Origin of the sequence: Brevibacterium pigmentatum (assembly GCF_011617465.1) — a bacterium.
Classification (GTDB): Bacteria; Actinomycetota; Actinomycetes; order Actinomycetales; family Brevibacteriaceae; genus Brevibacterium; species Brevibacterium pigmentatum.
In genome coordinates, this window is record NZ_CP050153.1 from 558348 (window position 1) to 584327 (window position 25980).

Genomic DNA, 25980 nt, shown 5'->3' on the forward strand with positions numbered 1-25980 from the left:
CTCCCTGCCGGGAATGACACCTCACGTGAAGGCGGGAGAAGATCAGGCGAAGATGCTCACCCCTCCTGGGCCGACGAGACAGCCGACGACGATGAGGACGACGCCCCACAGAATCTGTTTGCGCAGAATTGCGAAGATGCCCGAGATGACGAGCAGCGCTGCGAGGATCCACAGAACAATAGCCATAATTTAACTTCCTTATCGGTTTCACTGTGAGTGCGGCATCACCGGATCGAGAGCCGGTGAGGAATCTGATCGACGCCGAGGCTGCGCGCAGCCGACGTTGGAGAGTTGTCTCTTTCTTGGTCTGCCAGCGGATGCGATTCCAGATGCTGCTTCATCCGCGGAGTCTGCCGACCATAAACAACACTCGCCGAGAAGATTACAGTGTAAACACCGCGAGCGATACCTCCCCCTCTGACACAAGGATCATCGGCAGGACCACGGCGGTGTGCGAGAGCCGACCCGATCGCCCGGCGTCAGCGGTCGACGTTGCCGGTGAGGACGCCGACCAAGGTCAGCGCCATGGCGATTGCCAAAGCGATCGCCGAGGCGATGAAGGCGGCGGCGATGTGTTCGCTCAGGGCCGCGGCGACGACGGCCGGGCCGACGATCTGACCGATGCTGTACCAGGACGTCAGCTTCGCCGAGGCGTTCGCGACGCCCAGCTGCGTGCCGACGCCGATCGTCATCATGACCACGCCGATGAAGGTGAAGCCGAAGAGGGCAGCGGCGATGATGAGGACGATCGGTGAGGATCCGAAGACTGCGAGCAGGGCACCGAAGACCTGGAGGCAATAGCAGACGGTCAGTGCCTTGACCGTGCCGATGCGGGCGGCGACTGCTGACCAGGTCAGGGGAGACGCCGCTGTTGCGATCCCGGCGATGAGCCACGTCGAGGCAGCCGCGGTGGCGCCGAAGACGGGGCCGGCCAGGACGACGAGGTAGGTGCCGATGATGATGTAGCCGCCGCCCTGGAAGAAATAGCCGGTGGAGAGGATCGCCATGGCTCGGCGGCGGTTGGCGTCGAAGGGGGTGGCCGCCTCGGCGGGATCGTCGGTGGCGGTTTCGGTCGGGTCGTCGGGTGTGGTCGGGTCGGTCGCCTCGGTGGGGGTGGTGTTCTGTGGGATCCGGGCGGGGATCGGCCAGGTCCAGGCGATGCTGGAGAAGATCGCGGATACGGCCGCGCAGATGAGCCACAGTTGGCGCCAGTCGGCGACGCTGCCGGCGGCGAGCACGATGGCTCCGGAGACGAGGATGCCGAAGCCGACCCCGCCGTAGGAGATGCCGCCGTCGCGGGGCCGGCGGGAGTTCGCGGGGATCCGTTGGGTCACGCACACGAAGATCAGCCCCGAGGCGATGCCGGCGATAGTGCGGATGCCGCCCTGCCAGATGAGGTTCGAGGTCAGGGCGACCGCGGCCAGACCCACGGTGGAGACGATGAGGCTGAGGCGGTAGACGAAGCGGTTGGGTTCGACCCAACCTTGGGCGATGACGAGGGTGCCGATGAAGTAGCCGACGTAGTTCAGCGTCGCGATCCATGCGCCGGGAGCCGAACTCCAGTGGAGGGCTGCGACCATGAGCGGCAGGGCCGGGGTATAGAAGAACCGGCCCATGCCCATCGCCACCGAAAGGCCGAGCGCCCCGCGAACGGGGGTGAAGGAGGGCCTGGCGATGCTATCGGGCATGGCGATTCCTCTCCTCGGGTGGGCTCAGGTGGCGTGATCTCCAGCACTACGATGCCATGGGCGTGGGGCGGGCGCCTCGGCGGGTGGGGATTCGGACGGGAGGCCTCTTGAAAGGCACTGTGGAAGTTGTCGATTCTGCGGGGACAGGGCAGAGTTGTCGGAGTGAACCTCAGTAGGAGTATCCAGGGCAGCGTGGTGGCGCTCGCCCTCGTGCTGTCGGGATGTTCGTGGTTCGATTCGGACGACTCCACGCCGTCCGCAGAACAGACCCCGGATCCGAGCCCCACGCCGACCGAATTCGAGCAGGCGAATGTTGACAGCGCCTCCGGTGATGCCGCATCGATCACCACGACCGCTGAGCAGACGGGACCGAGCTTCAGGTCCGACAACATCGGAGTCTCCTTCGAAGCCACCGACCTTGCTGACCCCCGGCTCGACCCGGCGAAGTCCAACCTCGACGAGCAGCTGAAAGCGCTCGGGTCTCCGGCACTGCGGTTCGCCGGCAATGCCCTCGACCGGAGGACGTTCTGGACGTCGACGGGGGAGGCGCCGAAGCACGGCGAGAAGACCACGATCACTCCTGATGACCTCAAGAGGCTGAAGAAGCTCGTCGACGCCACCGGGTCGACGGTCACCCTCGGCGTGCCCCTCGGCACTTACGATCCGGAGCGGGGAGCCGACATGGCCGCGCACGCGGTCGACATCCTCGGCGATTCGCTCATCGGGCTGGGGATCGGGAACGAGCCCAATGGCTATACAGTCGACGATGTTCCCGACGGTGCCGTCCGGGAGGATGGCTGGAACGAAGACAAGTACGTGGCTCAGCTCGAGGCGTATGCCAAGGCGATCCATGCGAAACGGCCCGAGGCGCCGATCATCGGTCCCGATGTCTACGACGGGGCGTGGATGACGGCCTTCTTGGACTCTGATGTCAAGAACAAGACCGCGCTCGCGCAGCATTGGTATCAGCTCTACGACTGTGATTCGTCGAAGGTGCCGGGTCGCGGTCCGCAGGCGCCGAACCTCATCGTCCCGCTGGCGAAAGAGGCGGCGAAGAAGAACCTCGGCATCGGGAAGTCAAAGGCCGATGCGGCTGGTGTGCCGCTGTGGCTCGAGGAGACCGGGCCGACGAGCTGCCCGGGGACGAATGACACGTCGCTGACGAACGCCTCGGCGCTGTGGGCGGCTGATTACACGCTGTATGCGGCCACGCTCGGCGTCGAGCGGATGGCCATGCATTCGATGCTCGGGGCGTGCAATGGGGGAGCGCCGATGTCGCTCATCTGTGATCCGGCCGAACTCGGGGACCGGTCGAATGCGTTTCAAGTTCGTCCGAATATGTTGGGGCTGCGGCTGTTGGTGCCGAGTGTCGGTGGGCATTTCACCAAGACTTCGGTGTCTGGTGGTGGGAATATGAGCGCCTACACCGTGGTGAAGAGCGACGGGCGCACCTTGGTCACGACGGTGATCAATGCGAACGATGCGGCCAAGGTGGGTGGGAATCCGGTGACGCTGGCGATGCCGTCGGGGTTCAATGTGTCGTCGGCGTCGCAGGTGTACGGGGCGTCGAACGATGTGAAGAGTGCGACTCAGGTGGTGCCGGCGAATCCGTTGCCGGCTGATGTGCCGTTCAGTGGGGATGGGGCGGCGGGGGCATCGGCGAGCGCGTCGGCTGGGGCGGGTGCCACCAGCTCGTCGGCTACTCCGAACGGCGGGATGGGCGACGACGGAAAGCTGCGGATCGACCTGGCTGGGAGCTCCGTGACGGTGTTCGTGATGCGCAAGGGGTGAGAAGCCGCGCTGCTCTGATGGCGGCATATCGGGCTATAGGGGAAGTTGCTGTGCTTCGTCCATCGGCCTTGCCGGCGTTCGAATGCGAACCGTTCCGCCCGCAACCGCCTCACCCGCTCCACAACGTCCGGGGCGTGCCCGTATACGGCATTCGTATTCACCAGTCCCGCGAGTGCAATAGCGGATTTCCCGAACGGCCCGGCCAGCTGATCGACGGTCAGGCCGGCCATTGGAGTCTCCGAAATCGATCTCGTTCGTCCACTTGCCGATGAGCAGGGTGGCCACGGCGTTGCCGGTGAAGTTCGTCAGCGCACGGCACTCGGACATGAACTTGTCGATGCCGACGATGATGCCCGCCTGTCTCAGCGTGCCTCGGTGCTCGGGGTGAACATGCGCACGATCTCGCGTTTGAGGATCTTGCCGCTGGGTCCTTTGGGAAGTTCGTCGAGGAACTCGATGATCCGCGGGATCTTATAGGCGGCGAGATTCTCCCGACAGAACCGCTCGACCTCATCGGCGCCGAGGTCGGAACCTGGAGTGCGGGCGATGACAGCGGTGACCTGCTGACCATACTTCTCATCCGGAGTGCCCACGACGCTGACCTGATCGACCTCGGGGATCTCATAGACGACCTCCTCGACCTCGCGCGGGTAGACGTTGTATCCGCCGTGGATGATGAGGTCCTTGATGCGGTCGACGATGAAGAGATACCCGTCCTCATCCACCCGGCCGAGGTCGCCCGTGCGGAACCAGCCCTCGGCATCGAGGACCTCGGCGGTGGCCTCGGGTTTCTTCCAATAGCCGGCCATGACCGCGGGCCCACGCAGCAGCACCTCACCCACCTCATCGGCAGGCAGCTCATCGCCGCTGGTGGGGTCGACGGTCTTGACCTCGAACCCGGGCACCGCCGGACCGACGCTCGTGGGCTTCCTTGTACCATGCAGCGGATTGAACGTACCCAGCCCGGACGTCTCCGTGAGCCCGTAGCCCTCCGCCAGCGGTGCCGTGAAGCGATCTTCGACCCGCCGGACCACCTCGGCGGCGATCGAGGCGCCTCCCGAGCTGATGATGCGCAGGTCCGGTGCGTCGCCCTCGGGGGCCTTCGCCAGCACCGACATCCACATCGTCGGTACGCCGGAGACGATGGTCGTCTCATCCTCGGCAAGTGAACCGATGAACGCCTGCGGATCCCAACGAGGGAAGAGCGTCACCGGAGCACCGGCACTCATCGCCGGCAGCGTCACGGCCGCCAGGCCGAACACATGGAAGAGCGGCAGGCCGGTCGCGGATCGGTCCGACGGGTTGGCCTCGATCATCTCCCGGACGATGTCGGTCGCCGAAATGAAATTGCCCAAGGTCAGCATCGTCCCCTTCGGCTTGCCCGTCGTGCCCGAGGTGTAGAGGAGTGCGGCGATATCGTCCCAGGCGAAATCGGCACGGTCGACGGTGACATCGGACTCGGCACCCACCTCGGCGCGCGGGCCCTCATTGCCGACGATGGCCAGGGTGCGGAAGTCGACATCATGCTGTGCAGCGGCAGTCTTCCCTGCCTCGGCTGAAACCGGATGAGCCACGAGCACGCGGGCCTCGGAATCAGTGAGGATGTAATCGAGCTCCCGAACCGTCGAGAGCGGATTGACCGCGACGACCACCAGCCCAGCAGCGTGCGCACCGAAGAACTCGATGAGGAACTCCGGGCAGGTGGGCGCGATGAGCACGATCCGATCGCCCGGGCGGATATCCGCAGTCAGGTACCGGTCACGCGCGGCACCGATCTCGCCGAGGAGGCGCACCTTCGACAGCGTCACCCGATCCGGTCCCGGCGGCGTGGCCGCAGCGACGGACTCCGGGTCCTTCTCCGCCCACGGGGTGAGCAGGTCAATGATCGATGTGCGCGACTTCGTGGTCATGAAACTCCTTTGGATCACGACGTGGACGGGCCCGCGCGGGGCTCGACAGCAATATGTGGATGCTGAAATACTTGAAACTGAGTACAGGTTCAACTATAGGTCGGCCGCGTTTCGGACACAACGGGTGCGCCGGAGAGGAAGAGGACTATGGAGATCGAGGGACGCACTGCCGTCGTCACCGGGGCCGCATCAGGAATCGGGGCGGCACTGGCCAGGGCACTGCATGAGCGTGGAGCCCGGGTGCTGCTTGCCGACCTCGCCGAGGCGGTCACGGACACTGCGGCGCAACTGGGTCAGCCGCACTGGATCGGGGACGCCTCCACGGCGGCCGGGGTCGACGATCTGCTGGCCGCTGCGAGCCGGGAACTCGGCGACATCGATCTCTACTTCGCCAATGCCGGGATTGCCGGAGCCCCAGGAATCGGCGGCGAACACGACTGGGACCGCATCCTCGACGTCAACCTGCGGGCGCACATCCGCGCCGCCGAACGGCTCGTACCCCGGTGGCAGACCCGCGGGGAAGGATATTTCGTGGCCACCGCCTCGGCGGCGGGGCTGCTCACACAGATCGGCCAGGCCGGCTACTCGGTGACCAAGCACGCCGCGCTCGCCTTCGCCGAATGGCTGTCGGTGACCTACGGCGACGAGGGAGTGGGCGTATCCGTGCTCGCCCCGATGGGAGTGAACACCAAGATCCTATGGGGAGAAGACCCCAGTTCCTTGACCGCAGAGGAACTCGCCGCCCAACGTGCCGTATCCGAGGCCGGCACCGTTCTCGAGCCGGCGGACGTCGCCAAGGCTGTCATGGCCGCCGTCGAAGCCGAGACCTTCCTCATTCTGCCCCATCCTGAGGTCCTCGATATGCACCGAATGAAGGGCTCGGACTACGATCGGTGGATCCGCGGGATGCGCCGCTACCAGGCAAAGCTGCGTGGCAGCGGCGCTGCGAGCTGAGCTGACTACGCGGGCTGGGCCGACTATGCAGGATGGACCTCGACGGCCTCCGCGCGAAGATGCTCACCTGGTACTGCCGTCGGAGACTGCCTGACGGACTTCGGGTTCGTCTCCTTCAGTGCCAGCGTTGACACGACGGTGATCAGGGCCATCGCACACACGAACAGCGTGATCCCCAGCGTTGATCCGTCCATCTTCGCGATCAGCCACGTCATGACGATGGGCGTCGAGCCCGACACGACGATCGCGCTGAGCTGATATGCCAGAGAGACCGCGGAGAAGCGGATCTGCGGGGCGAACAATTCGCCGAAGTACGCGGCGATCGGGGCGTAGATGAGTGACTGGAACACGCTGGCCACGCTGATCGAGACCGCGAAGAGGACGATGTCCGTCGTATTGATCAGGGCGAAATAGGGGAACGCCCACGCCAGCAGGCCGACGCCACCGATGATGATGACCGGACGGCGACCGATCAGGTCGGCGAGCCTGCCGCCGATCAGAATGGTGGCGATGCCGAACACGCAGGAAAGCATGGCGGCGATGAGCATCTGCCCGTAGTCCATACCCAGGTAGCTCGTGCCGTAGGACAGGGCTCCGGCGATCGTGATGTAGAAGACGCAGTTCGTTTCCCGACAGTGTGCCCGCGGCCAGCAGTATCGTCTTCCAGTGCGATCTGATGGCCTGCCACAGCGGTGCCTGCACGACCTTCGGCTTGGCCGCAGACACCTCGTTCTCGAGCTGTCTGAACTCGGGGGAGTCCTCGACTCTGAGCTGGATGTACATGACGATCGGCACCAGCAGCGCCGTGGCCCAGAACGGGATCCGCCAGCCCCACGATACGAAGGCCGCCTCATCGACCGCGGACGAGACGATGACGAAGGCCAGATTGCCGAGCAGGGCTCCTGTGGGAACGCCGACCTGCATGAACGAGCCCGAGAATGCTCGGTGCTTGGGCCCGGCGGACTCGCTGAGCAGCAACGCCAGCCCGCCCCACTGGGCGCCGCAGGCGATGCCCTGGATGAATCGGCACGTGACGAGCAGGACCGGGGCCATGAGGCCGATGCTCCCGGCCGAGGGCAGGCAGCCGATGAGGAAGGTGAAGACAGCCATGCCCAGCAGGGCGATGACCACCATGGGTTTGCGGCCGATCTTGTCTCCGAAGTTGCCGGCGACGAGCCCGCCGACCGGCCGCGCGATGAAACCGGTGGCGAAGGTCGAGAACGCCAGGAGCGTGCCGGTGACTCCGCTCGTATCAGGGAAGAATACCTGGGGGAAGACCAGTGCGGCCGCTGTGCCGTAGAGGAAGAAGTCGTACCATTCGATCGAGGAGCCGACGAGGCCGGCAGTTCTCAATCCAGCGTGTTTGTCCGGTTTCACCTGCGGATTGATGGTTTGTGCGTCGACTGACATGGGATTCCCTTCATCGTCGAAAATGGTCCCTCAGTGCATATGGTCGATGGGTATTACTCGAAGTAACGGCGCGGGTTCTTCACCAGCATCGTGTCGATATCGCCCTCGGACACGCCCTTGTCCAGCAGCATCGGAATGACGTCGTCGCTGATGTGGCGGAAGTGCCAGTTTGGTTGGATCTGCGCCTTCTCTTCCTGAGTGAAGTAGTCGATGTAGCACGCTGCATCGTGGGCTAAGGTGATGCGGTCGGCATAGCCGCGACGGACGAGTTCGACGATGGTGTCTACGCGCGGTTCGGTCGGCAGATAGGCGTCGATGCCAAACCGGTCCATGCCCAGGAACGATCCGTTCTCGGCGATCTGGGACAGGTAGTCGAGGTCTGTCGAGTCGCCCGAGTGGCCGATGATGACCTTCCCCAGATCCGCGCCCTCTTCCTTGAGCACTCGCTGCGTGACCAGGCCGGAGCCTGTGCGTGGATTGGTGTGGACGGTGATGGGGGCGCCGGTCTGAGCGCTCGCCTGACCGACCGCCCGCATCGTGCGCTCGACGCCCTCGGTGAGCCCGGGGGATTCGATGGCGCATTTGAGGAAGGCGGCCTTGACCCCGGTGTCGGCGATGCCCTCCTCGAGGTCGCGGACGAACAGTTTCACGAGCGGTTCCGGTTCGTCGACGAGGAGACCCGGGCCGCGATGCTCGAACTGGTGGGGGAGGTCGGTGAATGTGTAGAGGCCGGTGGCTGCGACGATGTTGAGCTCGGTCTGCTCGGCCACTCTCTGGACCCGGGGGATGTAGCGACCGAGACCCACGACCGTCGGGTCGAAGATCGTATCGATCCCCGCGGCTTTGAGGTCATTGAGCTTGGCGACGGCATCGGCGATCTTCTCCTCGTCGTCCCAGGCCGTGTCATAGTTCTGCCGCATCTCCTCGCTGAGGACGAAGATGTGCTCGTGGACAAGGGTTCGGCCGAGTTCGCTGCTGTCGATGGTGCCGGTGACGGTCTGGACTTCTGCCATGGGTGCCGCTCCTTTGCGTAGACGTCCCTGCCGTGAGGCTTGTTTCTGTTCCGCCTTGAAGTGACCCAGCACACACGGCTAGTCTCAGAATAGTGAATCTGAACTCAATTTCAAATACGATGATGATTCGGGTTTCACGGACCGCGCGTGACCCGTCGCACCCACCGAAAGGCAGACAATGACGACTCCCATCAGGCCCACGACCATCGCCGACCTTGAATCGCTCGTCGGTGAGGAACTCGGTCCGACCAGCTGGCACACGCTGATCCAGGACGACATCAACTCATTCGCCGACCTGACGAACGACCACCAGTGGATCCACGTCGATGAGGAACGTGCTGCCGCTGGTCCCTTCGGCGGCACGATCGGTCATGGACTGTTCACCCTGTCGCTGGGGCCGGGGTTCATGGAGGAGCTCATGGCGTTCGACGGATTCGCGCACAGTCTCAACTACGGCTACGGCAAGGTGCGATTCCCGCAGCCTCGACCAGTGGGTTCAAAGGTGCGCATGCGGGCGACGGTCTCAGCTGTCGATGCACGCGGCACCGGGTCCGCACAGGTGACCACCACTCAGATCTTCGAAGCCGAGGGGATCGAGAAGCCGATCTGCGTCGCCGAATCGATCGGCTACTTCACCGAACACGACGCAGACATCTGAACAAGGGAGTTTCCATGGACATGTCGACACTGTTTGCACTGAAGGGGCGCAGCGCGCTGATCACCGGCGGCTCGCGCGGGATCGGCAGGATGATCGCCGAGGGGTTCATGCAGTCGGGCGTGCGCGTCTATATCACCGCCCGTAAGGCCGAGGCCTGTGACGCGACCGCGGCCGAGCTGTCCGAACAGGGAACCTGTGTGTCCCTGCCCGGTGACATCTCGACGAAGGAGGGGCTCGCCTCGGTGGTGGCTCGACTCCGGGAGCACGAGACGAATCTGGACATTCTCGTCAACAACGCCGGTGCCGCCTGGGGAGCGCCGTTCGACGAGTTCCCGGAGGACGGGTGGGACAAGGTCATGGACCTCAACCTCAAGGCGATGTTCTTCCTCACGCAGGCACTCGCGCCGGACCTGCGGGCCGCCGCGGCCGCGGGCGACCACCTCGCCAAGGTCATCAACGTCGCCTCGATCGACGGCATCCGACCCAATCCGCTGGAGACCTACAGCTATCACGCGTCCAAGGCCGGGGTGATCCACCTGACCAAACGCCTGGCCACCCGCCTGGCTCCAGACGGAGTGATCGTCAGCGGCATCGCCCCCGGAGCCTTCGGGACGAAGATGAACAAGGACGCCCGCGACCACGGCAACGAGGTGAAGACGAAGATCCCGGCAGGACGAATCGGCACCAGTGAGGACATGGCCGGAGTCGCGGCCTACCTCGCTTCCCGGGCCGGCGACTACGTCGTAGGAGAGACGATCGCCGTCGACGGCGGTGTCGTCGCCTCCTCCCGCCTCTGAGCGCCCCGCCGCTCAGACACGCTCCCGCTCATCCGCACGGAGCCCATCACGTTGATGGGCGAGCACATTCCATACGTGCGCGAACTCGTCACAAACGTTCGCGAACCCCGACGAAAGGACACCCGACCATCATGAGAGCAATGCAGCTGAGTGCCACCAACGGCCCCGGCTCCCTCGAACTGCGCGACATCGAGACGCCCTCGCCGGGACCCGGCGAGGTCCTCATCGACGTCGCCTATGCCGGCGTGACCTTCCCCGAGCTTCTGCAATCCCGCGGTCAATACCAGATGCGACCGGAGCTGCCCTACACCGTGGGCTCGGAAGTCTCCGGCTTCGTGCGTGAGCTGGGCGAAGGCGTCACCGGTCTCAGCGTCGGCGACCGCGTCGTCGGGGTGGCGAACACGGGGGCCTACGCGGAGTCCATCGTCGTCCCGGCCGCCAGCGTCCTCCCGCTTCCGGAGTCCGTATCGCTGACCGCAGGAGCAGGAATGCCGATGAACCTCCTGACCGCGGACTTCGCGCTGCGCGTGCGCGGGAGACTCGAACCGGGTCAGACGGTCCTCGTCCACGGCGCCGCAGGCGGACTCGGCAGCGCCCTCGTCCAGGTCGCCCGCGCCTACGGCGGAGAAGTCGTGGGCGTGGTCTCGACCGAGGAGAAGGCGGATACGGTGCGCAGCCTCGGCGCTTCTCATGTGGTCTTGGCCGAACGGTTCAAAGACACGGTCAAGGACCTGCTCCCTGGCGGTGTCGACCTCGTCGCCGACTCGGTCGGCGGTGATCGGTTCACCGATTCCCTGCGCACACTGAAGACCTTCGGCACTCTTCTGGTCCTCGGATTCACCGCAGGATCCATCCCCGAAGTCAAGGTCAACCGTCTGCTGTTGAACAACATCTCCGTGGCCGGAGTGGGGTGGGGCGCGGCACTGGCCGGACGACCGGAGATGGTCGCCACCCAGTGGGACACGCTGTGGCCGCATCTGAGTTCAGGGGCACTCGATCCCGTCATTCACAGCGTGCTCCCGTTGGAAAGGGCGCAGGAGGCCCTCGAGCTCATCGACTCCCGATCCGTGCGCGGCAAGGTCGTCCTCGAAGTCAGAGGAGAGACCGGCGGCGCCGGTGCCCATGATCAACAGACCTGACACCGCATACACCCCCTCACCGAGAAAGCAGGAACTATGGACTTCGCACCAGATGAGACGACCCGCGACTACCAATCCAGACTCAACGCCTTCATGGACGACTTCGTTTACCCCGCGGAACCGGTCTACCACCGGCAACGGGCCGAGGCTGGGGACCCGAACTTCCACCCGCCCGTCATTGAAGACCTCAAGCGTGAGGCTCGATCCCAAGGACTGTGGAATCTGTTCCTGCCGTACGACGAATGGGGAGCAGGACTGACGAACCTTCAGTACGCCCATCTTGCCGAAATCACAGGACGCAGTGCGGAGATCGCCCCCGAGGCCATCAACTGCAACGCACCCGATACCGGGAATATAGAGGTCCTTGCGCTCTTCGGGACCGACGAGCACAAGGAGAAGTGGCTCAAACCGCTGCTCGACGGTGAGATCGCCTCGGCGTTCTGCATGACCGAACCGGCGGTGGCGAGCTCCGATGCGACGAACATCGAGATGAGCATCGCCTCGGACGGAGACGACTATGTGCTCAACGGGCGGAAATGGTTCGCCTCGAACGCTCTGCACGCCAACTGTCAGGTCTTCATCGTCATGGGCAAGACCGACCCGAACGCCGAGGCCCACCGACAGCAGTCGATGCTCGTCGTCCCCAAAGACACTCCCGGCATCACCGTGGTCCGGGGACTGCCGGTGTTCGGCTACCTCGACCGGGAAGGCCACGCAGAGATCATCTTCGACGATGTGCGAGTGCCGAAGACCGCGCTGCTGTCCGGTGAGGGCGATGGCTTCGCCATCAGCCAGGCACGGCTGGGACCGGGCCGCATCCACCACTGCATGCGCTCGATCGGGATGGCCGAACGGGCCCTCGACCTGCTCATCGATCGTGCCCAGGAACGAGTCACCTTCGGTCAGCCGCTGGCAGATCGGGCGAACATCCAGGATTGGATCGCCGAGGCACGCGTCGAGATCGAAGCCACCCGCCTCCTCGTGCTCAAGGCTGCGTGGATGATGGACACCGTCGGCAACAAGGAAGCGGCCACGGAGATCGCGGCCATCAAGGTCAAGGCCCCGAACATGGCGCTGACGATCATCGACCGGGCGATCCAGGTCCACGGCGGCGGCGGAGTCACCGACGATTTTCCGTTGGCCAGCTTCTACGCCCATCAGCGCACACTGCGATTGGCCGATGGTCCCGACGAGGTGCACAAACGGTCGATCGCGCGGCGTGAACTGCGACGGAGGAAGAACGCACGGGAGTCCCGATGAGCGTCGAACTCGACCTGCCGAGCCTGGCGAGATGGATACGGGACGCTGGCGAGCCGGTGACCGGTTCGCTCCGCGGAGCCCGTGTGGGGCAGGGGCAGTCGAACCTCACCTACCGCATCGACGACGAGGCGGGGCGGTCGTGGATCGCCCGTCGTCCCCCGCTGGGGCACCTCCTCGCGTCGGCCCATGACGTGGCCCGGGAGCATCGGATCATCTCCGCACTCCAAGCAACCGGAGTGCCGGTTCCAGCCACCCTCGGTGTCTGTGAGGATTCCGCAGTCGCCGATGTCCCCGTGGTCATCATGGAACACGTCGAGGGAACCGTCATCGACGACGAGAAGGCCGCCCGAAATCTCGGCCCCGAGGCGCGCAGACGTCTCGGCCTCGAACTCGCTCGGACCCTGGCGAAGATCCACGCCGTCGACATCGACGCTGTCGGCTTGGGCGACCTGGCGTCTCGGAAGCCCTATGCGCCGAGGCAGCTGAAGAGGTGGAGCCGCCAACTCGAGGAGAGCCGGACCCAAGACCGCCCCGATCTCGACGCTCTCACGACGGTGCTGACCGAGCACCTGCCCGAGCCTGGCGAGATCACTCTGGTCCATGGTGACTTCCACATCCGTAACGTCATCATCGACAGCGCCACCGGTGACATCCGAGCAGTGCTCGATTGGGAACTGGCGACACTGGGTGACCCGCTGGCCGATGTGGGCAGCTCCTTGGCGTATTGGACGCAGGCCGGCGAGACGCCCGATGAACCCCTAGCCCCCACGGCGGTGGACGGATTCCCGACCCGGGCCGAGATCGCTGCCGAATACCTGGCGGCATCGGGCCGCAGCGGGCGAACACTCGGTTTCTGGCACACACTGGGGCTGTGGAAGATCGCGATCATCGCCGAGGGCATCCGTCGTCGGGTGTCGGAGAACCCTGAGAATGCTGCAGCCCATGGCGTGCCCACAGCGCGTGACATCCAGGAACTCATCGATCAGGGATGGGCCGTTGCGCGGGAGAGCGGGCTGGCATCATGAGGCCCTCACCTCGCTCGCACCGAAGAGATGGATTGTAGGATTGGCTGTCATGTCGATGACCGAAGATTCAGCTGAGGATCTGCCCACGCTCGTGGATGGCGCACTTCTGCGTGATATGCCGACGACCACCCGAGGAATCCGCACCCGAGCGGCCCTGGTCGCCGCCGCTCGAGTCGTGTTCGAACGTGATGGTTTCATCGATTCTCGGCTGACCGACATCACCAAAGAGGCCAAGTGCTCCACGGGCACGTTCTACACCTACTTCGACAGCAAGGAGCAGGCTTTCGCCGCTGTGCTCAATGAGGCTCAGGAGGACATGCTCCACCCGGGCCCGCCGCACAGCAGCGACGAAGAGCGCACCGTCGTCGAGCAGCTCCAAGCTGGACATCGTGCCTACGTCGAGTCGTATAAGCGCAATGCGAAGCTGATGTTGCTGCTCGAACAAGTTGCCGCGATCGACGCGAACTTCCGTCGACTGCGTCTCGACCGGGCGAGGGCCTTCGCTGAACGCAATTGTCGGTGGATCCAAAAGCTCCAGGACGAAGGCTATGTGGACCCGAGCCTCGACCCCCTCATGTCCGCTCGGGCGCTTTCGGCCATGGTCGGTCGGATGGCGTACTTCAAATATGCGGTCGAGGAACCGGGTTGGGGCAGTGACGAACTGATCGTGGAGACTGCGACGAAACTGTGGATCAACGCGCTGGGCATCCCCACCGACGGTTCACGTCGCAAATAGCAGTCTCCGGGCCGCCGGGGGCTCAGCATTGACCTGTGTCCAATGACCGGGACCGAAAATCAATGGATCTCAATCAACGAGGAGGCTGACCCATGAGAGCATCAACGACTTCCCAGCCCTTTAGCGGTGCCCCGTTCGACAACGCCTCGGTGGCCGCGCGCTTGGCAGAGCTGCCGGCGACCGCCGACGCCGGGGCGCTGACGGTGTCCACTGACCAAGGGGAGTTCGCCGCTTTCCGGGCGACGCCGGCGCACCCGGAACCCGACCTCGGTGAGGCGATCCTTCTGCACGGGTGGCCGGAATACGCTTCCTGCTGGGAGAGGACTGCTGGCCTGCTCCTCGCACAGGGGATGGGGGTGTTCGCCTATGACCAACGAGGATATTCGCCAGGAGTGCGCCCCGAATCGGTGGGGGAGTACGCAATTGCGCGCCTGGTCGCCGACCTTGACGACGTCTCCCGCGCGGCGGGGCTCGAACGATTCCACCTCGTCGGTCATGATTGGGGCGGGCTGGTCGCTTGGCCCTTTGCCGCGAACCACCCGCAGCGCCTGCACACCTGCACCATCGTGTCGACTCCACATCCCAGAGCACTGGGCAAACAGCTGAAGACGGACGACGAACAGTACGAACGCATGGGCTATATGCGGTCGATCCAAGACCACCCGGAGGGAGTGGCCCGAACATTGCTGCGCAATGACGGGAAGAAGCTGATCGACCTCTACGGCGGTGCCGTCCCCGGTGATCTCGCGGCCTCCTATGTTGCGCGATTCAGTGAGCCAGGGGCTTTTCTGTCCGTGCTCAAGTACTACCAGGCGATGGATGGCCGCGATCGGACGCCGAGCACTCCAATCACGGTGCCCACGAGTCTTGTATGGGGCAGCGAGGACATCGCCTTCTCCCGAAAGACTGCAGAGCTCAGCGCTCGCTACGTCGAAGGGCCTTATCGTTTTGTCCCTCTCGAGGGCGCGTCTCACTGGCTCCCCGAATCACACCCGAACGACATCGCTTCCACGGTCATCAATCAGGCGCGGGAACACGCGGCGAATCAGTAGCGTGCAGAGGCACGCTTCCTTTGGCCTTCTCCCGCTCTCTCGAATATGACGATGTTCGCCTCATGGCGGTGAAAGTTGACATGGTTGACAGCATGACCGCGTGGAGTCAGAATAGTTGACACAGTTGACATCACTTCAGGTGGAGGTCCGATCGTGAATTCACCGACTGCTGAGCAGCAACGGCGCGATGCGAATGAGCGCGCGATTCTTGAAGCCGTCCGGCGCGAGCTCGCCGAAGTTCCGGCGGCTGACCTAGAGAACGTCAAAGATGCCGAAGCACTCGGCTCCAAAATGGTCGCCATGGTTCCGCGGAGCGCGGGAGGCCAGCTAGGCAGAATCATCGGCCCTGTGTACTCCACGAAGGCTTTGATGACGATGTGGAAGATCACTCGCCAAGGTGTGAGTAAGAGGGTCAGGGAAGGACGCCTTTTTGTGCTGACTGTTCAAGGTCGCACATTGTTTCCCGCGTTTCAGTTCGATGGCAAGCGGGTTCGTGAAGACGTACTGCACCTCGTCGGCATTCTGCATGCTTCAGCGGATCCGTTCACTATCGCACAGTGGCTTCGCACTCCACTGGTCGAAGCCGGGGACCGAACTCCGCTTGAGCTGCTTGATGCTGGAGAGAAAGCCCTGGCGGAGAATCTCGCCAAGCGCAACGTGTCTCGTTGGTCTGCGTGAGTCGACGCCGAATCATGAACAGAGAAACTGTTGCACAGAGTCTTCCGCATCCCGATCGTGATCTGAGCACGTTCCCCACGCGGCCTGTCGATGCGGGTACGCGCTGGAGAAGGGGGCACCGTCACGAGCACGAACCGTGGTTCTTCTCGTCGGATGGAAAGGGTCGGTTCAACCTCTCCGAACCGTTCGGAACTTGCTATTTGGCTAGCAGCGACGACGTGGCCGCCCGTGAAAGCATCGGTCCCGATATAACTCGGTCTGGGGTCGTCACCACGACGTTCCTCGAAGGCAGAGTCGTATCGAGCCTGACTCTCGCAGAGCCGGTGAAGGCAGCGCATGTATCGAGCAACGGCGCCTTCCCATTTGGGGTCACGTCCGAGCTGTGCTCAATGGAGAAATACCAGATTCCTCGGCAGTGGGCTCATAGTCTGCACGAGTCCGGATTCGACGGCATTTGGTACCACCCGCGATTCTCTCCAGGAGCAGATTCACGCGCCATCGCGGTCTTCGGTCCGACAGGTGCGGCGACGGGAGAAGTCCACGAGCAGAAGACTCTTCGTGAAGTCGTTGAGGATATGGCGATCGTCGTTGTCGATCCCGACAGTCTGGACGAGTTCGAGATACTCGAAGAAGCGCCCGGAGGATAGGGCCAAGAATTCCCGACGAGGTGTCTCGGCAATGATCGCCACCGGCAGTCAGCTGTCGGATTGCGCTTTCGGGATCACCCGCCTCGGCGAGGGGAGACGAAACCACACGGGTGCCGGCATCCTCACGAGGAGGACGACGGCACCCGTGGTGGTGTGACTTGGGATGGCTCGGAAGGTCAGCTCACGACGCCGGCCTTCGCCTGGCTATCGGCGGCCACGGTGGTCTGGGGTTCGGGCAGGGCCGCGTCCGCCTCGGGGGCATTCGTCGGCGTTCCGTGAACGTCGGGTTCGAGCGAGAGCTCATCGAAGGGGTTGTCACCCGACAGGGTGGCGCGGGCGACGTCGAGGTCGATCTCGTTCGTCCACTTGCCGATGAGCAGGGTGGCTACGGCATTGCCGGTGAAGTTGGTCAGCGCACGGCACTCGGACATGAACTTGTCGATGCCGACGATGACGCCCATGCCGTCGAGCAGCTCGGGACGGTGCGACTGCAGGCCGGCGGCCAGGGTGGCCAGGCCCGCACCGGTGACTCCGGCAGCGCCCTTCGAAGCGATGATCATGAACACCAGCAGCGAGATCTGCTCGGGGATCGACATCGGCATGCCCATGGCCGAGGACACGAACAGCGAGGCCATAGTCAGGTAGATGGCGGTGCCGTCGAGGTTGAACGAGTAGCCGGTGGGCACGGTGATGCCGACGACCGGCTTCGAGACACCGGCGTGCTCCATCTTCGCGATCAGGCGCGGCAGGGCCGACTCGGACGACGAGGTGGAGAAGATGAGCAGGAACTCACGGGCCAGGTACTTCAGCAGCAGGAAGATGTTCAGACCGGTGACGATCTTGAGCAGACCGCCGAGGACGATGACGATGAACAGCGCGCAGGTGAGGTAGAAGGCGCCCATGAGGGTCGCCATCGCTCCGATCGCGGCCCAGCCGGTCTTGCCGACGACCGCAGCGATCGCACCGAAGGCGCCGATGGGAGCGGCCCACATGATCATCATCATGAGCTTGAAGACGACGGCCTGGATGTGCTTGATTCCGGTGAGAACCGGCTCGCCGGCCTTGCCCATCGACTGCAGGGCGAATCCGACGAGGAGAGCGAGCACGAGGGTCGGCAGAACCGGGATGTCACCGGGGATGAGGCTCATGAGGAAGGCGACCATTCCGCCTTCTTCGCCACCGGCGGCCTCTTCATAGGGCTGGAGGTGGAGTCCGTCGCCGGGGTGGATGAAGTTGCCGACGACGAGGCCGATGACCAGGGCGAACGTCGCCATGATGAGGAAGTAGATGAGCGCGAGCCCGCCGACCTTGCCGACGGTGGCTGCCTTCGCCACGGAGCCGACGCCGAGGACGATGGTGCAGAAGATGACCGGGGCGATGATCATCTTGATGAGTGCGACGAATGCCTTGCCCAGGGGTTCGAGTGCGATTCCCGCCTCCGGGGCGATGAGCCCGATGGCGGCACCGGCGAACACGGCCACGATGACCATGATGTAGAGCCAGTGAGTGCGATCCTTCTTGCGCTGCCGGGCGCCCTGATCGGTTGCCGTTGCGGTGGCGCTGCCCGTGTACGCGGACCCGCCTTCTTGCTGTGGCGACGTTGCCATGTTTCCTCCAAATGATGTCTGCGACCTCACCCGTCGGTGGGCGGGGATCGCACGCGACGCCTGGCCGCGGTGGTGATGTACCCGACAACTGTGCCAGTCGATGTGACGGGTGTCTCGGTTGCGTTCATAGTGTTCACAGGAGGAGTGAGGCGCGCCGAGGCAGGAGTATGGCCAGGGAGGACGGGCCGGCGAGGGTCAGGCCTGCGGCTCCTCCGCGTGCTGGTGATCGGCATCGGCTCGCGGTGCCCGCTGCTCGAGGGCCTTGAGGCCGATGGGGCAGGTGATGGTGAGCTTGAGGCGACGACTCTTCGCGTCTTCGACGGCGCGCCGCATGAGCTCTCGGCGGTGCTGATCCGCCTGCATAGGCTCGATAGCTTCGCAGTAGATGAACATGACCTCATTGGCATCAGGCTCGAGTTTGTAATGGAGCGCGGCCACGAGTCTGCCGGGAAGGTAGAGGTCGTACTTCGAGGATTCCTGGTTGTTGAGCATCGTGTACATAGTGGTCTCCTGGGGTGGGTCGGTCAGAATGGTCGGTGTCACCAGTCGCTGGGCGACAGGGCCGCCGCAGATGCTGGGTCTCGCAGGTCATGGAGGAAAGCTTGCGCCCAGCGGCGGACGTCGAAGGCGGCGACAGTGTCGGCCATCGCATCCATGCGCCTCCGGGCCTCGTCTTCGCTGAGCGTGGCCGCGTGATGGATGGCCGCCTTCAGGCCGGCCCGGTCATGGGGATTGACGATGATGGCTTGGTCGAGTTCTTCGGCGGCTCCTGCGAATTCGGAGAGGACGAGTGCACCGCCCCTGCCTCGGCGGGCAGTAACGAATTCCTTGGCCACGAGGTTCATCCCGTCCCGCAGGGAGGTGACGAGCAGGATGTCGGCGGCCAGGTACAGGGCGACGGCTTCCTCTGTCGAATGTGAGTGGTAGGAGTAGTGGATGACATCGCCGCCGAGAGTGGAGAGCCTCCCATTGATGCGCCCGACCGCATGTTCGACCTCGTCGCGCAGGTCTTGGTAGGCGCGCACGCCTTCGCGAGAGGGGACTGCGATCTGCGCGAGACGGGTTCCCTGCGCATCGAGCAGTCCGTCGTCGATCAGCTCCTCGAAAGCCCACAGCCGGTGCAGGATTCCCTTCGAATAGTCGAGGCGATCCACCCCGATCATGAGGGTGGCGGGATCGCCCAGGTCACGGCGAAAGCATCGGGCCGTCTCCTGTACGCCGGGGGATTCGGCCGCGGCCCGGATCTCATCGACGTCGATCGAGATCGGGTACGAGCCGACTCGGCCGCGAAGTTCCTCGGGATCCATGCCCAGCAGCTTCTGCATAGCCTGGCGGGCCTTAGCGGCATCGGCCTCCCCCTGGAGACCGATGACATCGGCCCCGAGCAGGCCGCGGAGGATTTCGTCACGCCAGGGCAGCTGGGCCACCTGCTCGACGGGAGGGAACGGAATATGGCAGAAGTATCCGATCCGGATGTCCGGTCGTTGAGCGCGGATCATCGCCGGTACGAGCTGGAGGTGGTAATCGTGTACCCAGACTGTCGCCCCAGTCTCGGCGGCCTCGACCGCGGCCTGTGCGAATCGGGCGTTGACTTCCCGATAGGCCCGCCACCATGAGCGGTGGTACTGCGGTGCGACGATGAGGTCGTGGTGCAGCGGCCATAGAGTAGCGTTGCAGAATCCCTCATAGTACTGCTGATGTTCGTCATGGCTGAGCGAGACGGGGACGAGGCTCATCCCGTCGAAGTCGAAGGGCTCGAGGCTGTCGTCATGTGTGTTCGCCCAGCCGACCCAGGCTCCGGCTTGCTCGCGCACCACGGGAGCCACCGCTGAGACCAGCCCGCCGGGCGAGGTTTCCCACGCCCCGTCGATGCGGTCGACGGGGAGGCGATTAGCCACCACGACGAAAGCATGGCGGTCAGTTCCCATCATCTTCCCTTCTTCTCGTGCCGCCGGGACGGATCGTACCGTCACGACGATTTCTGGGGCATGAGATCTGAAAGCATGGCCGAAGGGCGGAGGCGGACAGTGCCTCCGCCCTCCAGCCGCGTCCCTCAGTCCTCCGGTGAGTCCTTGAGTGAGTCCTTGACGCCCTTCAGCGAGTCCTTGGTGTCGTCGCCGACCTGCTTGATCTTGCCCTTGGCCGCGTCCGTCCTGCCTTCGACTTCGAGGCCTTTGTCGTCGGTGACCTTGCCTGCAGCGGTCTTCGCTTTGCCCTTGAGCTCTTCAGCCTTGTCAGAGACCTTGTCGGTCTTGTCGTGAGAATCCATGATTCGTCCTTTCGTAGAGATCGGTGTGGACGTACTGCTCTGTCGAGCGCTATTCATGTTTACGGTGTAATCAACCTAGCAGACCGCGTTTTCGCTGCGCAATAGATCTGGCGAGTCGGGTGGTCGATGGAGGGTGATAGCTTAGTCATCCATGAGGAGTTTACAGTGTAATCGGGGTATCAGGGGATCTCTCGACGCGTCGGATCAAGCGGGTAGACTGACGGTGAAATCCGCCCGGTCTGAGACATCTCGGACGAGGAAAGGGAGGCGCGCGTGGTTCAGCAGCGACTTGATCGTGCACAGGTCGTCGAGTCGGCGATCGCCTTCGTCGATGCCTGCGGTCTCAGCGAGCTCACGATGCGTCGCCTCGGAACGGCCTTGGACGTAGAGGCGATGGCACTGTATCGGCATGTTTCGGGGCGGGGGGACCTCCTCGAGGCCATGGTCGACGAGCTCATCGACGGCCTCTTCGACGACGATCTCATGACAGAGGACTCCCATTCGTGGGAGGAGTATCTGCAGCGTGTCGCCAATGCCACGCGGAATCTGGCCCTCAAGCATCCGCGGATCTTCCCTCTCATCGCCACCCAGCCACCTCAGGCGCCCTGGCTCCGTCCGCCGCTGCGAAGCGTGCGCTGGGTCGAGGACTTCCTGTCCTCGCTGCAGCGCTTCGGATTTGCCGACGCCGAGGCGGTGGCGGCATACAAGGCCTTCACGAGCTTCCTCGTCGGCGCGCTTCTGCTCCAAGCGGCCTCCCTGATCCCGGAGGTCCTCGGGGATGAGGAAGAGTCCTCCGCCGGCGACGACCTCAGCGAGTACCCCACGGTGACCCGATTGCAGGACCTGCTCATGGAAGACCACGCCCAGCGCGAGTTCGACGACGCCCTCGACGATCTCATCGAGCGGATCCGCACCAGCACGCAGGGCTGAGAATCTCGGCAGATGGCTCCGAGAGCCCTTGAGCTGTGGCGTGCCTGCGCCCTCACGGATAGTCTTGGCTCAGTGACGATCCGATTACAAAGGAGCAGGATATGAAACTCAGCACCGCACTTCTGCGCGCAGTTCCCGGCGCATTCATCCTCAATTCGGGCATCGGCAAGCTCGGTCTCGACGAGGAATCCGCGGCCGGACTCCAGCAGATGGCCGCCAACGGTGTGCCGATGGTCGAGAACATGACCCCCGCCCAGTTCGGGAAGTTCCTGTCCTACGGTGAGATCGCCGTCGGCTCCGCCCTGCTGCTGCCGTTCGTGCCTACCCGCATCGCCGGTGCCGCGCTGACGACCTTCGCCGCCGGCCTCGTCGCGAACTACTTCTCCATCGATTCGATGACCAAGGACGACGGCATCCGCCCGTCCGAGGACGGCACCGCAGTGGCCAAGGACACTTGGCTGGCCGCAATCGGCTTGGCCCTCCTCATCTCCGGCGGCAGCAAGAAGAAAAAGAAGAGCGTTAAGAAGTAATGGCGTCCCTCCCGGCCCCTCCATGGCGGGGCCGGGAGCGATTCCGGGCTCGCCGAGGCGGCACCCTGGCGAGGCGACTCTTCCTCGTCCAACTCGTCCTCATCGTCCTCGTCTGCACCGCGCTGTCTGTGACGAGCTACGTGACGACGCTCAACAACATCCGGCACGCCACCGGGGAGCGGGTCCTGTCCATCGCCGAGACGCTCGCCCACGATCCCTATGTCACCGAGTCTGTGACCGGGGACGATCCCTCCGCCCGACTGCAGCCCTACGCGCTGACCGTCATCGATTTCGCCGAGGTGGACTTCGTGACGATCATGGACCGCGACGGCACGCGCTACACCCACCCCGACCCCGAACAGCTGGGCAAGAAGTACATCGGCAGCACCGCGAAAGCCCGCGCCGGACAGACCGAGACCGAGGAATACGTAGGCACGCTCGGGCCGTCGGTGCGCGCGATCGTGCCGATCAAGGACGCCGCCGGCGAGGTCACCGCCATGGTCGCCGTCGGCGTGACCCTGGAAACGCTGTCCGTGGCGCAGGCGGCCTCCCTGCCACAGATCATCCTCGTCGGCCTCGCCGCGCTCGCCCTCGGCGGACTCGGCTCCTGGCTGCTCGCCCGCTACCTGCGCCGAGTCACCCTCGGCTACGGTCCCGAGGAGCTCCGTCGGCTGTTCGCGTTCTACGATTCGGCCCTGCATTCCCTGCGCGAGGGCCTCATCCTCGCCGACGATTCCGGTCGGCTCGTCCTCTACAACGACGAGGCCGCGTCCCTGCTCGGCCTGCCCACAGTGGAGGAATCGACGCCGATCTCCCTCGCCGAGGTGGCCCTGCCCGAATCTGTCCGTGACCTCCTTTCGACCGGTCGGGTCGCCGTCGACGAAATCCACTTCACCGCGGATCGTGTCCTCGTCATCAGCCAGAAGCAGGCGAGCCAACCGCGCGGTCGCGGAGCCGACAGTGGCCGTTTGAGTCGCTGGGCTGGTGCGCGCCAACCGGGTGGCCGCGGAATCGGAGGAACGGTCGCGACCCTGCGTGATCGCACTGACATCCAGGAGCTCACCGGTGAGCTGGCGACGATGACGACGCTGTCCGAAGCTTTGCGTGCTCAGACCCACGAACATGCCAACCGGCTGCACACGGTCTCCACGCTCATCGAGCTCGGTCGGGTGCAGGAGGCGTTGGACTTCGCGGTCAAAGATGAGCAGGAGTCGCAGCGGCTGACGGATTCCTTCGTCGCTTCCCTCGACGAACCATTCATCACCGCGCTCATGATCGGCAAGGCCGCTCAGGCCAATGAACGCGGCATCGAACTCACCGTCACAGCCACCGGCGAACTTCCGCCCGAACGACTCGACGCCCGCGACCTCGTCACCGTCGCCGGCAACCTTCTCGACAATGCCTTCGACGCCGTCGTTGACGCGGACGAGAAGCACGTATGGGCGGACTTCGTCGCCGCCGACGGGGAGCTCATCATCACCATCGCCGACTCCGGCGCCGGGGTTGCGGGCGAAGACATCGACGCGCTCTTCCACCTCGGCACCTCGGCGAAACCCGAGCCCGGGGGAGTGGGACGACACGGATTCGGACTCGTCTTGGTCCGGCAGGCGGTGAGCCGCCTCGGCGGGCATATCGATGTCGATTCCGATGGCGGCGCGATCTTCACGGTCACGCTCCCGCTGGGGGACACGACTGCTGTAGGCGACTACGATTCTGCGCAGGACCCCACCACGGATGATGCGGATCTGAGTCAGCAACAGGCGGAAGGAGACCCACGTGAGCAATGATGCCGCGCTGCGGGTGCTCATCGTCGAAGACGATCCGATGACCGCGCAGGCGCACGCGGACTTCGTGGCCCGAGTGCCCGGCTTCGAAGTCGTCGGGACCTGCCTGGGCGGGCACGAGGCGATCGAACGCTTCGACGAACTCGCCGCGGCCGGGACGTCAGTCGATATCGTCCTCCTCGACATGAATCTCACGGATTCGCACGGTCTCGAAGTGGCAGGGCGCCTGAATTCGCGTGGTCAGGACGTCGACATCATCGCGATCACCGCGGTGCGGCACCTGCAGGTGATCCGGTCGGCGATCTCGTCGGGCATCACGCAGTACCTCATCAAGCCCTTCACCTTCGCGTCGTTCCGGGAGAAGCTGGAGAACCAGCGGGAGTTCCGGCGCGGACTCACCGGATCCGGGTCGTTGGCGACTCAGGCCTCGGTGGACAATGCGCTCTCAGCCCTGCGGTCGGTGTCGTCGACGACCCTGCCGAAGGGGCTGATCGCCGAGACCTTGGACGCGGTGTCCGCGTTCGTCCGGGACTCTCCAGTTCCGGTCTCCGCCACCGAGGTGGGGCGTCGGCTTGAACTGTCTCGCGTGACCGTCCGCCGGTATCTCGAGCATCTCGTCGCAACGAAACAGGCGATCAAGCAGCCCCTACACGGGACACCGGGGAGGCCGGAGTACGAGTATCGGTGGGTGTGAGCCGGCGGGTCGTTTAGGTCGTCGGCCGTTGAGCTGGTGGGCCGTTGGGATGCAGAAGGCGGGCGAAGGAATCTCTTCCTTCGCCCGCCTTCGAGCTTGTCAGGTCAATGGTTCTATCTGCCTGATCAGCGTGACTGATCTGTTCCGTCAGTTGTTGAGGTTCTCGATCGCGTAGTCGGCCTCGGACTGAGTGAACTGTTCACCGTATTCGCTGGTGAGCTGATCGTGGATCGCATTCGGCGACATCGCCATGTCGTCCTGGTAGATCCGTGCCTTCTCCAGGGCGTTCTGGTTCCAGTCGGCCTGGACGTTGTCGATGGCGTACTGGGCGGCGTCGGCGGAGAAGTCCTCACCGTATTCGCTCGTCAGCTGGTCGTAGATGCCCTGCTTGCTCATGTGCATCATGTCCGAGTAGGTCTCAGCCTTTGTCAGGGCTGAGTTGTACTCGGCGGGAACGCTCGAGTCGTCCTCTTCTTCCGCCGGTGCAGCGGGCTCCTCGACGACGGGTTCTTCCTCGACAGGCTCCTGAGGCGCGGGTTCTTCCGCCGGCTCTTCGGCCGGTTCCTCAGCAGGTTCCTCCTCGACGGCAGGTTCTGCGTCGACGGGTTCTTCGACTGCTTCGGCTGCGGGAGCTTCCTCGGCAGGAGCTTCCTCTTCGGAGACGATCGGCGCGTTATCGTCGGTGGCATTCGATGCCGAGCCTGCAGAGACTCCGCCGAAGATGAGGCCGAGGACGAAGAAGATGCCGGTGACGATCCAGGCGACCTTCTTGTGCTGGTCATATCCCTGGAGGCGCAGCCCCTGCTTGTCCTTCTGTCCGCCGGCCAGCGTAATGATGAGGTCGACGAGGGCCCAGATGCCGAAACCGCCGAAGGTGATGAGCTTGAGGACACCGGTACCGATCTTGCCCAGGTAGAAGCGGTCGACGCCGAGTCCGCCGAGCAGCCACGACAGCAGCCACGTAGCAAGGAACGATTTCTGCCCGACGAGGGGCTGGAACTGCCCGAATGAGGGCTGGTTCCGGTCGTATGCGGGCTGAGCGGGGATCCACTGGTTCGAGTTGTCGACCGGTACTGGGGGCTGCTGTGTCATTATCACTTCCGGATGTTCAGAGAGGAGGTAGTTGCACTTTCAACTATAAGTTAAAAGTTCAACTAAGTACACCAGGTGTTGTCTCGATTGGATAACAAATCCTCTTGTCGGAGTTCTTGGCCAGAGTGGGGAAGCTCACCCAGCTGCGCCAGGCGGGTTCCGAGGCTCCGAGGAAAGAATCAGGTTTGGGGTCGCAGATGACTCAGGGTTCTCTGTCATAATCATGAATGCACCCCTCAAGACCTTGCGGCTTCCCCAGCTGCACCTCGGCGTGAGCCGAGTCGAGACGAAAGTTCCCCTCCGTGTCACCTCAACA

Annotated in this window: 25 protein-coding genes and 2 pseudogenes; 15 read left to right on the forward strand and 12 right to left on the reverse strand. The window is 64.1% G+C overall.

Annotated elements, in window-relative coordinates:
* Positions 1 to 42: 42 nt before the first annotated feature.
* Complete coding sequence (locus GUY30_RS02405) at positions 43 to 186, reverse strand: GPGG-motif small membrane protein (protein ID WP_167193803.1); 144 nt, start codon at positions 184 to 186, stop codon at positions 43 to 45.
* Between the two features lie 293 nt (positions 187 to 479).
* Complete coding sequence (locus tag GUY30_RS02410) at positions 480 to 1688, reverse strand: YbfB/YjiJ family MFS transporter (RefSeq protein WP_167193805.1); 1209 nt, start codon at positions 1686 to 1688, stop codon at positions 480 to 482.
* Between the two features lie 162 nt (positions 1689 to 1850).
* Between GUY30_RS02410 and GUY30_RS02415 the strand changes: the two genes are divergently transcribed.
* Entirely contained in the window at positions 1851 to 3479 is a 1629-nt protein-coding gene (locus tag GUY30_RS02415) for a hypothetical protein (RefSeq protein ID WP_228281630.1), read from the forward strand.
* 33 nt (positions 3480 to 3512) lie between these two features.
* Here the strand turns inward: GUY30_RS02415 and GUY30_RS18155 are convergent.
* Positions 3513 to 3833: pseudogene (locus GUY30_RS18155) on the reverse strand (hypothetical protein); the annotation flags it as partial.
* 8 nt (positions 3834 to 3841) lie between these two features.
* A complete protein-coding gene (locus GUY30_RS02420; RefSeq protein WP_167193808.1) occupies positions 3842 to 5389 on the reverse strand; it encodes an AMP-binding protein in 1548 nt (515 codons plus the stop codon).
* A gap of 147 nt (positions 5390 to 5536) precedes the next feature.
* Here GUY30_RS02420 and GUY30_RS02425 point away from each other — a divergent pair, with 147 nt between their 5' ends.
* Positions 5537 to 6343 (forward strand): SDR family oxidoreductase, encoded by an 807-nt coding sequence (locus GUY30_RS02425; protein WP_167193809.1) that lies wholly within the window; start codon positions 5537 to 5539, stop codon positions 6341 to 6343.
* Between the two features lie 23 nt (positions 6344 to 6366).
* Here GUY30_RS02425 and GUY30_RS17855 read toward each other — a convergent pair whose 3' ends face one another.
* From GUY30_RS17855 to GUY30_RS02435, 3 genes and pseudogenes are all read right to left on the reverse strand, one after another.
* Positions 6367 to 6906 carry an MFS transporter gene (locus tag GUY30_RS17855; protein ID WP_266096038.1) on the reverse strand — a complete coding sequence of 180 codons (540 nt, stop codon included), beginning with the start codon at positions 6904 to 6906 and terminating at the stop codon, positions 6367 to 6369.
* A 145-nt stretch (positions 6907 to 7051) separates the two neighbouring features.
* Positions 7052 to 7753: pseudogene (locus GUY30_RS17860) on the reverse strand (MFS transporter); the annotation flags it as partial.
* Positions 7754 to 7806: 53 nt separating this feature from the next.
* Positions 7807 to 8766, reverse strand: coding sequence for a phosphotriesterase family protein (locus GUY30_RS02435; RefSeq protein WP_167193811.1), 960 nt, complete (start codon positions 8764 to 8766; stop codon positions 7807 to 7809).
* Positions 8767 to 8944: 178 nt separating this feature from the next.
* On the opposite strand from GUY30_RS02435, the gene GUY30_RS02440 reads away from it, so the two are divergent.
* From GUY30_RS02440 to GUY30_RS02480, 9 genes are all read left to right on the forward strand, one after another.
* Positions 8945 to 9424 (forward strand): MaoC family dehydratase, encoded by a 480-nt coding sequence (locus tag GUY30_RS02440; protein ID WP_062239237.1) that lies wholly within the window; start codon positions 8945 to 8947, stop codon positions 9422 to 9424.
* A gap of 14 nt (positions 9425 to 9438) precedes the next feature.
* Entirely contained in the window at positions 9439 to 10221 is a 783-nt protein-coding gene (locus tag GUY30_RS02445; RefSeq protein WP_167193813.1) for an SDR family oxidoreductase, read from the forward strand.
* A 131-nt stretch (positions 10222 to 10352) separates the two neighbouring features.
* Entirely contained in the window at positions 10353 to 11360 is a 1008-nt protein-coding gene (locus tag GUY30_RS02450) for an NADPH:quinone oxidoreductase family protein (RefSeq protein ID WP_167193815.1), read from the forward strand.
* Positions 11361 to 11396: 36 nt separating this feature from the next.
* Positions 11397 to 12620 (forward strand): acyl-CoA dehydrogenase family protein, encoded by a 1224-nt coding sequence (locus tag GUY30_RS02455; RefSeq protein WP_167193817.1) that lies wholly within the window; start codon positions 11397 to 11399, stop codon positions 12618 to 12620.
* Positions 12617 to 13645, forward strand: a complete 1029-nt coding sequence (locus GUY30_RS02460; RefSeq protein WP_167193819.1) for a phosphotransferase family protein — start codon at positions 12617 to 12619, stop codon at positions 13643 to 13645. Before GUY30_RS02455 ends, GUY30_RS02460 begins: the two co-directional genes overlap by 4 nt.
* A 55-nt stretch (positions 13646 to 13700) precedes the next feature.
* A complete protein-coding gene (locus tag GUY30_RS02465) occupies positions 13701 to 14381 on the forward strand; it encodes a TetR/AcrR family transcriptional regulator (RefSeq protein WP_167193821.1) in 681 nt (226 codons plus the stop codon).
* A gap of 92 nt (positions 14382 to 14473) precedes the next feature.
* Positions 14474 to 15433, forward strand: a complete 960-nt coding sequence (locus GUY30_RS02470) for an alpha/beta fold hydrolase (protein ID WP_167193823.1) — start codon at positions 14474 to 14476, stop codon at positions 15431 to 15433.
* A gap of 153 nt (positions 15434 to 15586) precedes the next feature.
* Positions 15587 to 16111, forward strand: a complete 525-nt coding sequence (locus GUY30_RS02475) for a hypothetical protein (protein WP_167193825.1) — start codon at positions 15587 to 15589, stop codon at positions 16109 to 16111.
* Between the two features lie 14 nt (positions 16112 to 16125).
* Positions 16126 to 16758, forward strand: a complete 633-nt coding sequence (locus GUY30_RS02480) for an RES family NAD+ phosphorylase (RefSeq protein ID WP_167193828.1) — start codon at positions 16126 to 16128, stop codon at positions 16756 to 16758.
* A 176-nt stretch (positions 16759 to 16934) separates the two neighbouring features.
* Here the strand turns inward: GUY30_RS02480 and GUY30_RS02485 are convergent, their stop codons facing one another.
* The 4 genes from GUY30_RS02485 to GUY30_RS02500 all read right to left on the reverse strand — a co-directional run bounded on the left by GUY30_RS02485 (position 16935) and on the right by GUY30_RS02500 (position 20634).
* The gene (locus GUY30_RS02485) at positions 16935 to 18248 is read right to left on the reverse strand and encodes a cation:dicarboxylate symporter family transporter (RefSeq protein WP_228281856.1); all 1314 of its coding nucleotides are present in this window, start codon (positions 18246 to 18248) and stop codon (positions 16935 to 16937) included.
* A gap of 312 nt (positions 18249 to 18560) precedes the next feature.
* Positions 18561 to 18866, reverse strand: coding sequence for a hypothetical protein (locus tag GUY30_RS02490; protein ID WP_101546193.1), 306 nt, complete (start codon positions 18864 to 18866; stop codon positions 18561 to 18563).
* A 38-nt stretch (positions 18867 to 18904) separates the two neighbouring features.
* Positions 18905 to 20296 carry an alpha,alpha-trehalose-phosphate synthase (UDP-forming) gene (locus GUY30_RS02495; RefSeq protein WP_228281632.1) on the reverse strand — a complete coding sequence of 464 codons (1392 nt, stop codon included), beginning with the start codon at positions 20294 to 20296 and terminating at the stop codon, positions 18905 to 18907.
* A 122-nt stretch (positions 20297 to 20418) separates the two neighbouring features.
* Positions 20419 to 20634, reverse strand: a complete 216-nt coding sequence (locus GUY30_RS02500) for a CsbD family protein (RefSeq protein WP_139469860.1) — start codon at positions 20632 to 20634, stop codon at positions 20419 to 20421.
* A 273-nt stretch (positions 20635 to 20907) separates the two neighbouring features.
* On the opposite strand from GUY30_RS02500, the gene GUY30_RS02505 reads away from it, so the two are divergent.
* The 4 genes from GUY30_RS02505 to GUY30_RS02520 all read left to right on the forward strand — a co-directional run bounded on the left by GUY30_RS02505 (position 20908) and on the right by GUY30_RS02520 (position 24572).
* Positions 20908 to 21564, forward strand: coding sequence for a TetR/AcrR family transcriptional regulator (locus tag GUY30_RS02505; protein WP_167193831.1), 657 nt, complete (start codon positions 20908 to 20910; stop codon positions 21562 to 21564).
* A gap of 101 nt (positions 21565 to 21665) precedes the next feature.
* The gene (locus tag GUY30_RS02510; RefSeq protein WP_101546189.1) at positions 21666 to 22094 is read left to right on the forward strand and encodes a hypothetical protein; all 429 of its coding nucleotides are present in this window, start codon (positions 21666 to 21668) and stop codon (positions 22092 to 22094) included.
* Positions 22094 to 23881 carry a sensor histidine kinase gene (locus tag GUY30_RS02515; RefSeq protein ID WP_167193833.1) on the forward strand — a complete coding sequence of 596 codons (1788 nt, stop codon included), beginning with the start codon at positions 22094 to 22096 and terminating at the stop codon, positions 23879 to 23881. Before GUY30_RS02510 ends, GUY30_RS02515 begins: the two co-directional genes overlap by 1 nt.
* Positions 23871 to 24572 carry a response regulator gene (locus tag GUY30_RS02520; RefSeq protein WP_167193835.1) on the forward strand — a complete coding sequence of 234 codons (702 nt, stop codon included), beginning with the start codon at positions 23871 to 23873 and terminating at the stop codon, positions 24570 to 24572. The genes GUY30_RS02515 and GUY30_RS02520 overlap by 11 nt, the downstream gene beginning before the upstream one ends.
* Before the next feature lie 147 nt (positions 24573 to 24719).
* Here GUY30_RS02520 and GUY30_RS17865 read toward each other — a convergent pair whose 3' ends face one another.
* The gene (locus GUY30_RS17865; protein ID WP_167193837.1) at positions 24720 to 25664 is read right to left on the reverse strand and encodes an Ltp family lipoprotein; all 945 of its coding nucleotides are present in this window, start codon (positions 25662 to 25664) and stop codon (positions 24720 to 24722) included.
* Positions 25665 to 25980: the final 316 nt, after the last annotated feature.

What these genes read in the sequence shown, in the direction of transcription:
- GUY30_RS17865 (WP_167193837.1), bottom strand. Translation starts at nt 25,664, where the DNA reads ATGACACAGCAGCCCCCAGTACCGGTCGACAACTCGAACCAGTGGATC.
- GUY30_RS02450 (WP_167193815.1), top strand. Translation starts at nt 10,353, where the DNA reads ATGAGAGCAATGCAGCTGAGTGCCACCAACGGCCCCGGCTCCCTCGAA.
- GUY30_RS02420 (WP_167193808.1), bottom strand. Translation starts at nt 5,389, where the DNA reads ATGACCACGAAGTCGCGCACATCGATCATTGACCTGCTCACCCCGTGG.
- GUY30_RS02425 (WP_167193809.1), top strand. Translation starts at nt 5,537, where the DNA reads ATGGAGATCGAGGGACGCACTGCCGTCGTCACCGGGGCCGCATCAGGA.
- GUY30_RS02480 (WP_167193828.1), top strand. Translation starts at nt 16,126, where the DNA reads ATGAACAGAGAAACTGTTGCACAGAGTCTTCCGCATCCCGATCGTGAT.
- GUY30_RS02510 (WP_101546189.1), top strand. Translation starts at nt 21,666, where the DNA reads ATGAAACTCAGCACCGCACTTCTGCGCGCAGTTCCCGGCGCATTCATC.
- GUY30_RS02440 (WP_062239237.1), top strand. Translation starts at nt 8,945, where the DNA reads ATGACGACTCCCATCAGGCCCACGACCATCGCCGACCTTGAATCGCTC.
- GUY30_RS02460 (WP_167193819.1), top strand. Translation starts at nt 12,617, where the DNA reads ATGAGCGTCGAACTCGACCTGCCGAGCCTGGCGAGATGGATACGGGAC.
- GUY30_RS17855 (WP_266096038.1), bottom strand. Translation starts at nt 6,906, where the DNA reads ATGGACTACGGGCAGATGCTCATCGCCGCCATGCTTTCCTGCGTGTTC.
- GUY30_RS02485 (WP_228281856.1), bottom strand. Translation starts at nt 18,248, where the DNA reads ATGGTCATCGTGGCCGTGTTCGCCGGTGCCGCCATCGGGCTCATCGCC.
- GUY30_RS02410 (WP_167193805.1), bottom strand. Translation starts at nt 1,688, where the DNA reads ATGCCCGATAGCATCGCCAGGCCCTCCTTCACCCCCGTTCGCGGGGCG.
- GUY30_RS02465 (WP_167193821.1), top strand. Translation starts at nt 13,701, where the DNA reads ATGACCGAAGATTCAGCTGAGGATCTGCCCACGCTCGTGGATGGCGCA.
- GUY30_RS02435 (WP_167193811.1), bottom strand. Translation starts at nt 8,766, where the DNA reads ATGGCAGAAGTCCAGACCGTCACCGGCACCATCGACAGCAGCGAACTC.
- GUY30_RS02455 (WP_167193817.1), top strand. Translation starts at nt 11,397, where the DNA reads ATGGACTTCGCACCAGATGAGACGACCCGCGACTACCAATCCAGACTC.
- GUY30_RS02445 (WP_167193813.1), top strand. Translation starts at nt 9,439, where the DNA reads ATGGACATGTCGACACTGTTTGCACTGAAGGGGCGCAGCGCGCTGATC.
- GUY30_RS02490 (WP_101546193.1), bottom strand. Translation starts at nt 18,866, where the DNA reads ATGTACACGATGCTCAACAACCAGGAATCCTCGAAGTACGACCTCTAC.
- GUY30_RS02495 (WP_228281632.1), bottom strand. Translation starts at nt 20,296, where the DNA reads ATGATGGGAACTGACCGCCATGCTTTCGTCGTGGTGGCTAATCGCCTC.
- GUY30_RS02515 (WP_167193833.1), top strand. Translation starts at nt 22,094, where the DNA reads ATGGCGTCCCTCCCGGCCCCTCCATGGCGGGGCCGGGAGCGATTCCGG.
- GUY30_RS02405 (WP_167193803.1), bottom strand. Translation starts at nt 186, where the DNA reads ATGGCTATTGTTCTGTGGATCCTCGCAGCGCTGCTCGTCATCTCGGGC.
- GUY30_RS02500 (WP_139469860.1), bottom strand. Translation starts at nt 20,634, where the DNA reads ATGGATTCTCACGACAAGACCGACAAGGTCTCTGACAAGGCTGAAGAG.
- GUY30_RS02470 (WP_167193823.1), top strand. Translation starts at nt 14,474, where the DNA reads ATGAGAGCATCAACGACTTCCCAGCCCTTTAGCGGTGCCCCGTTCGAC.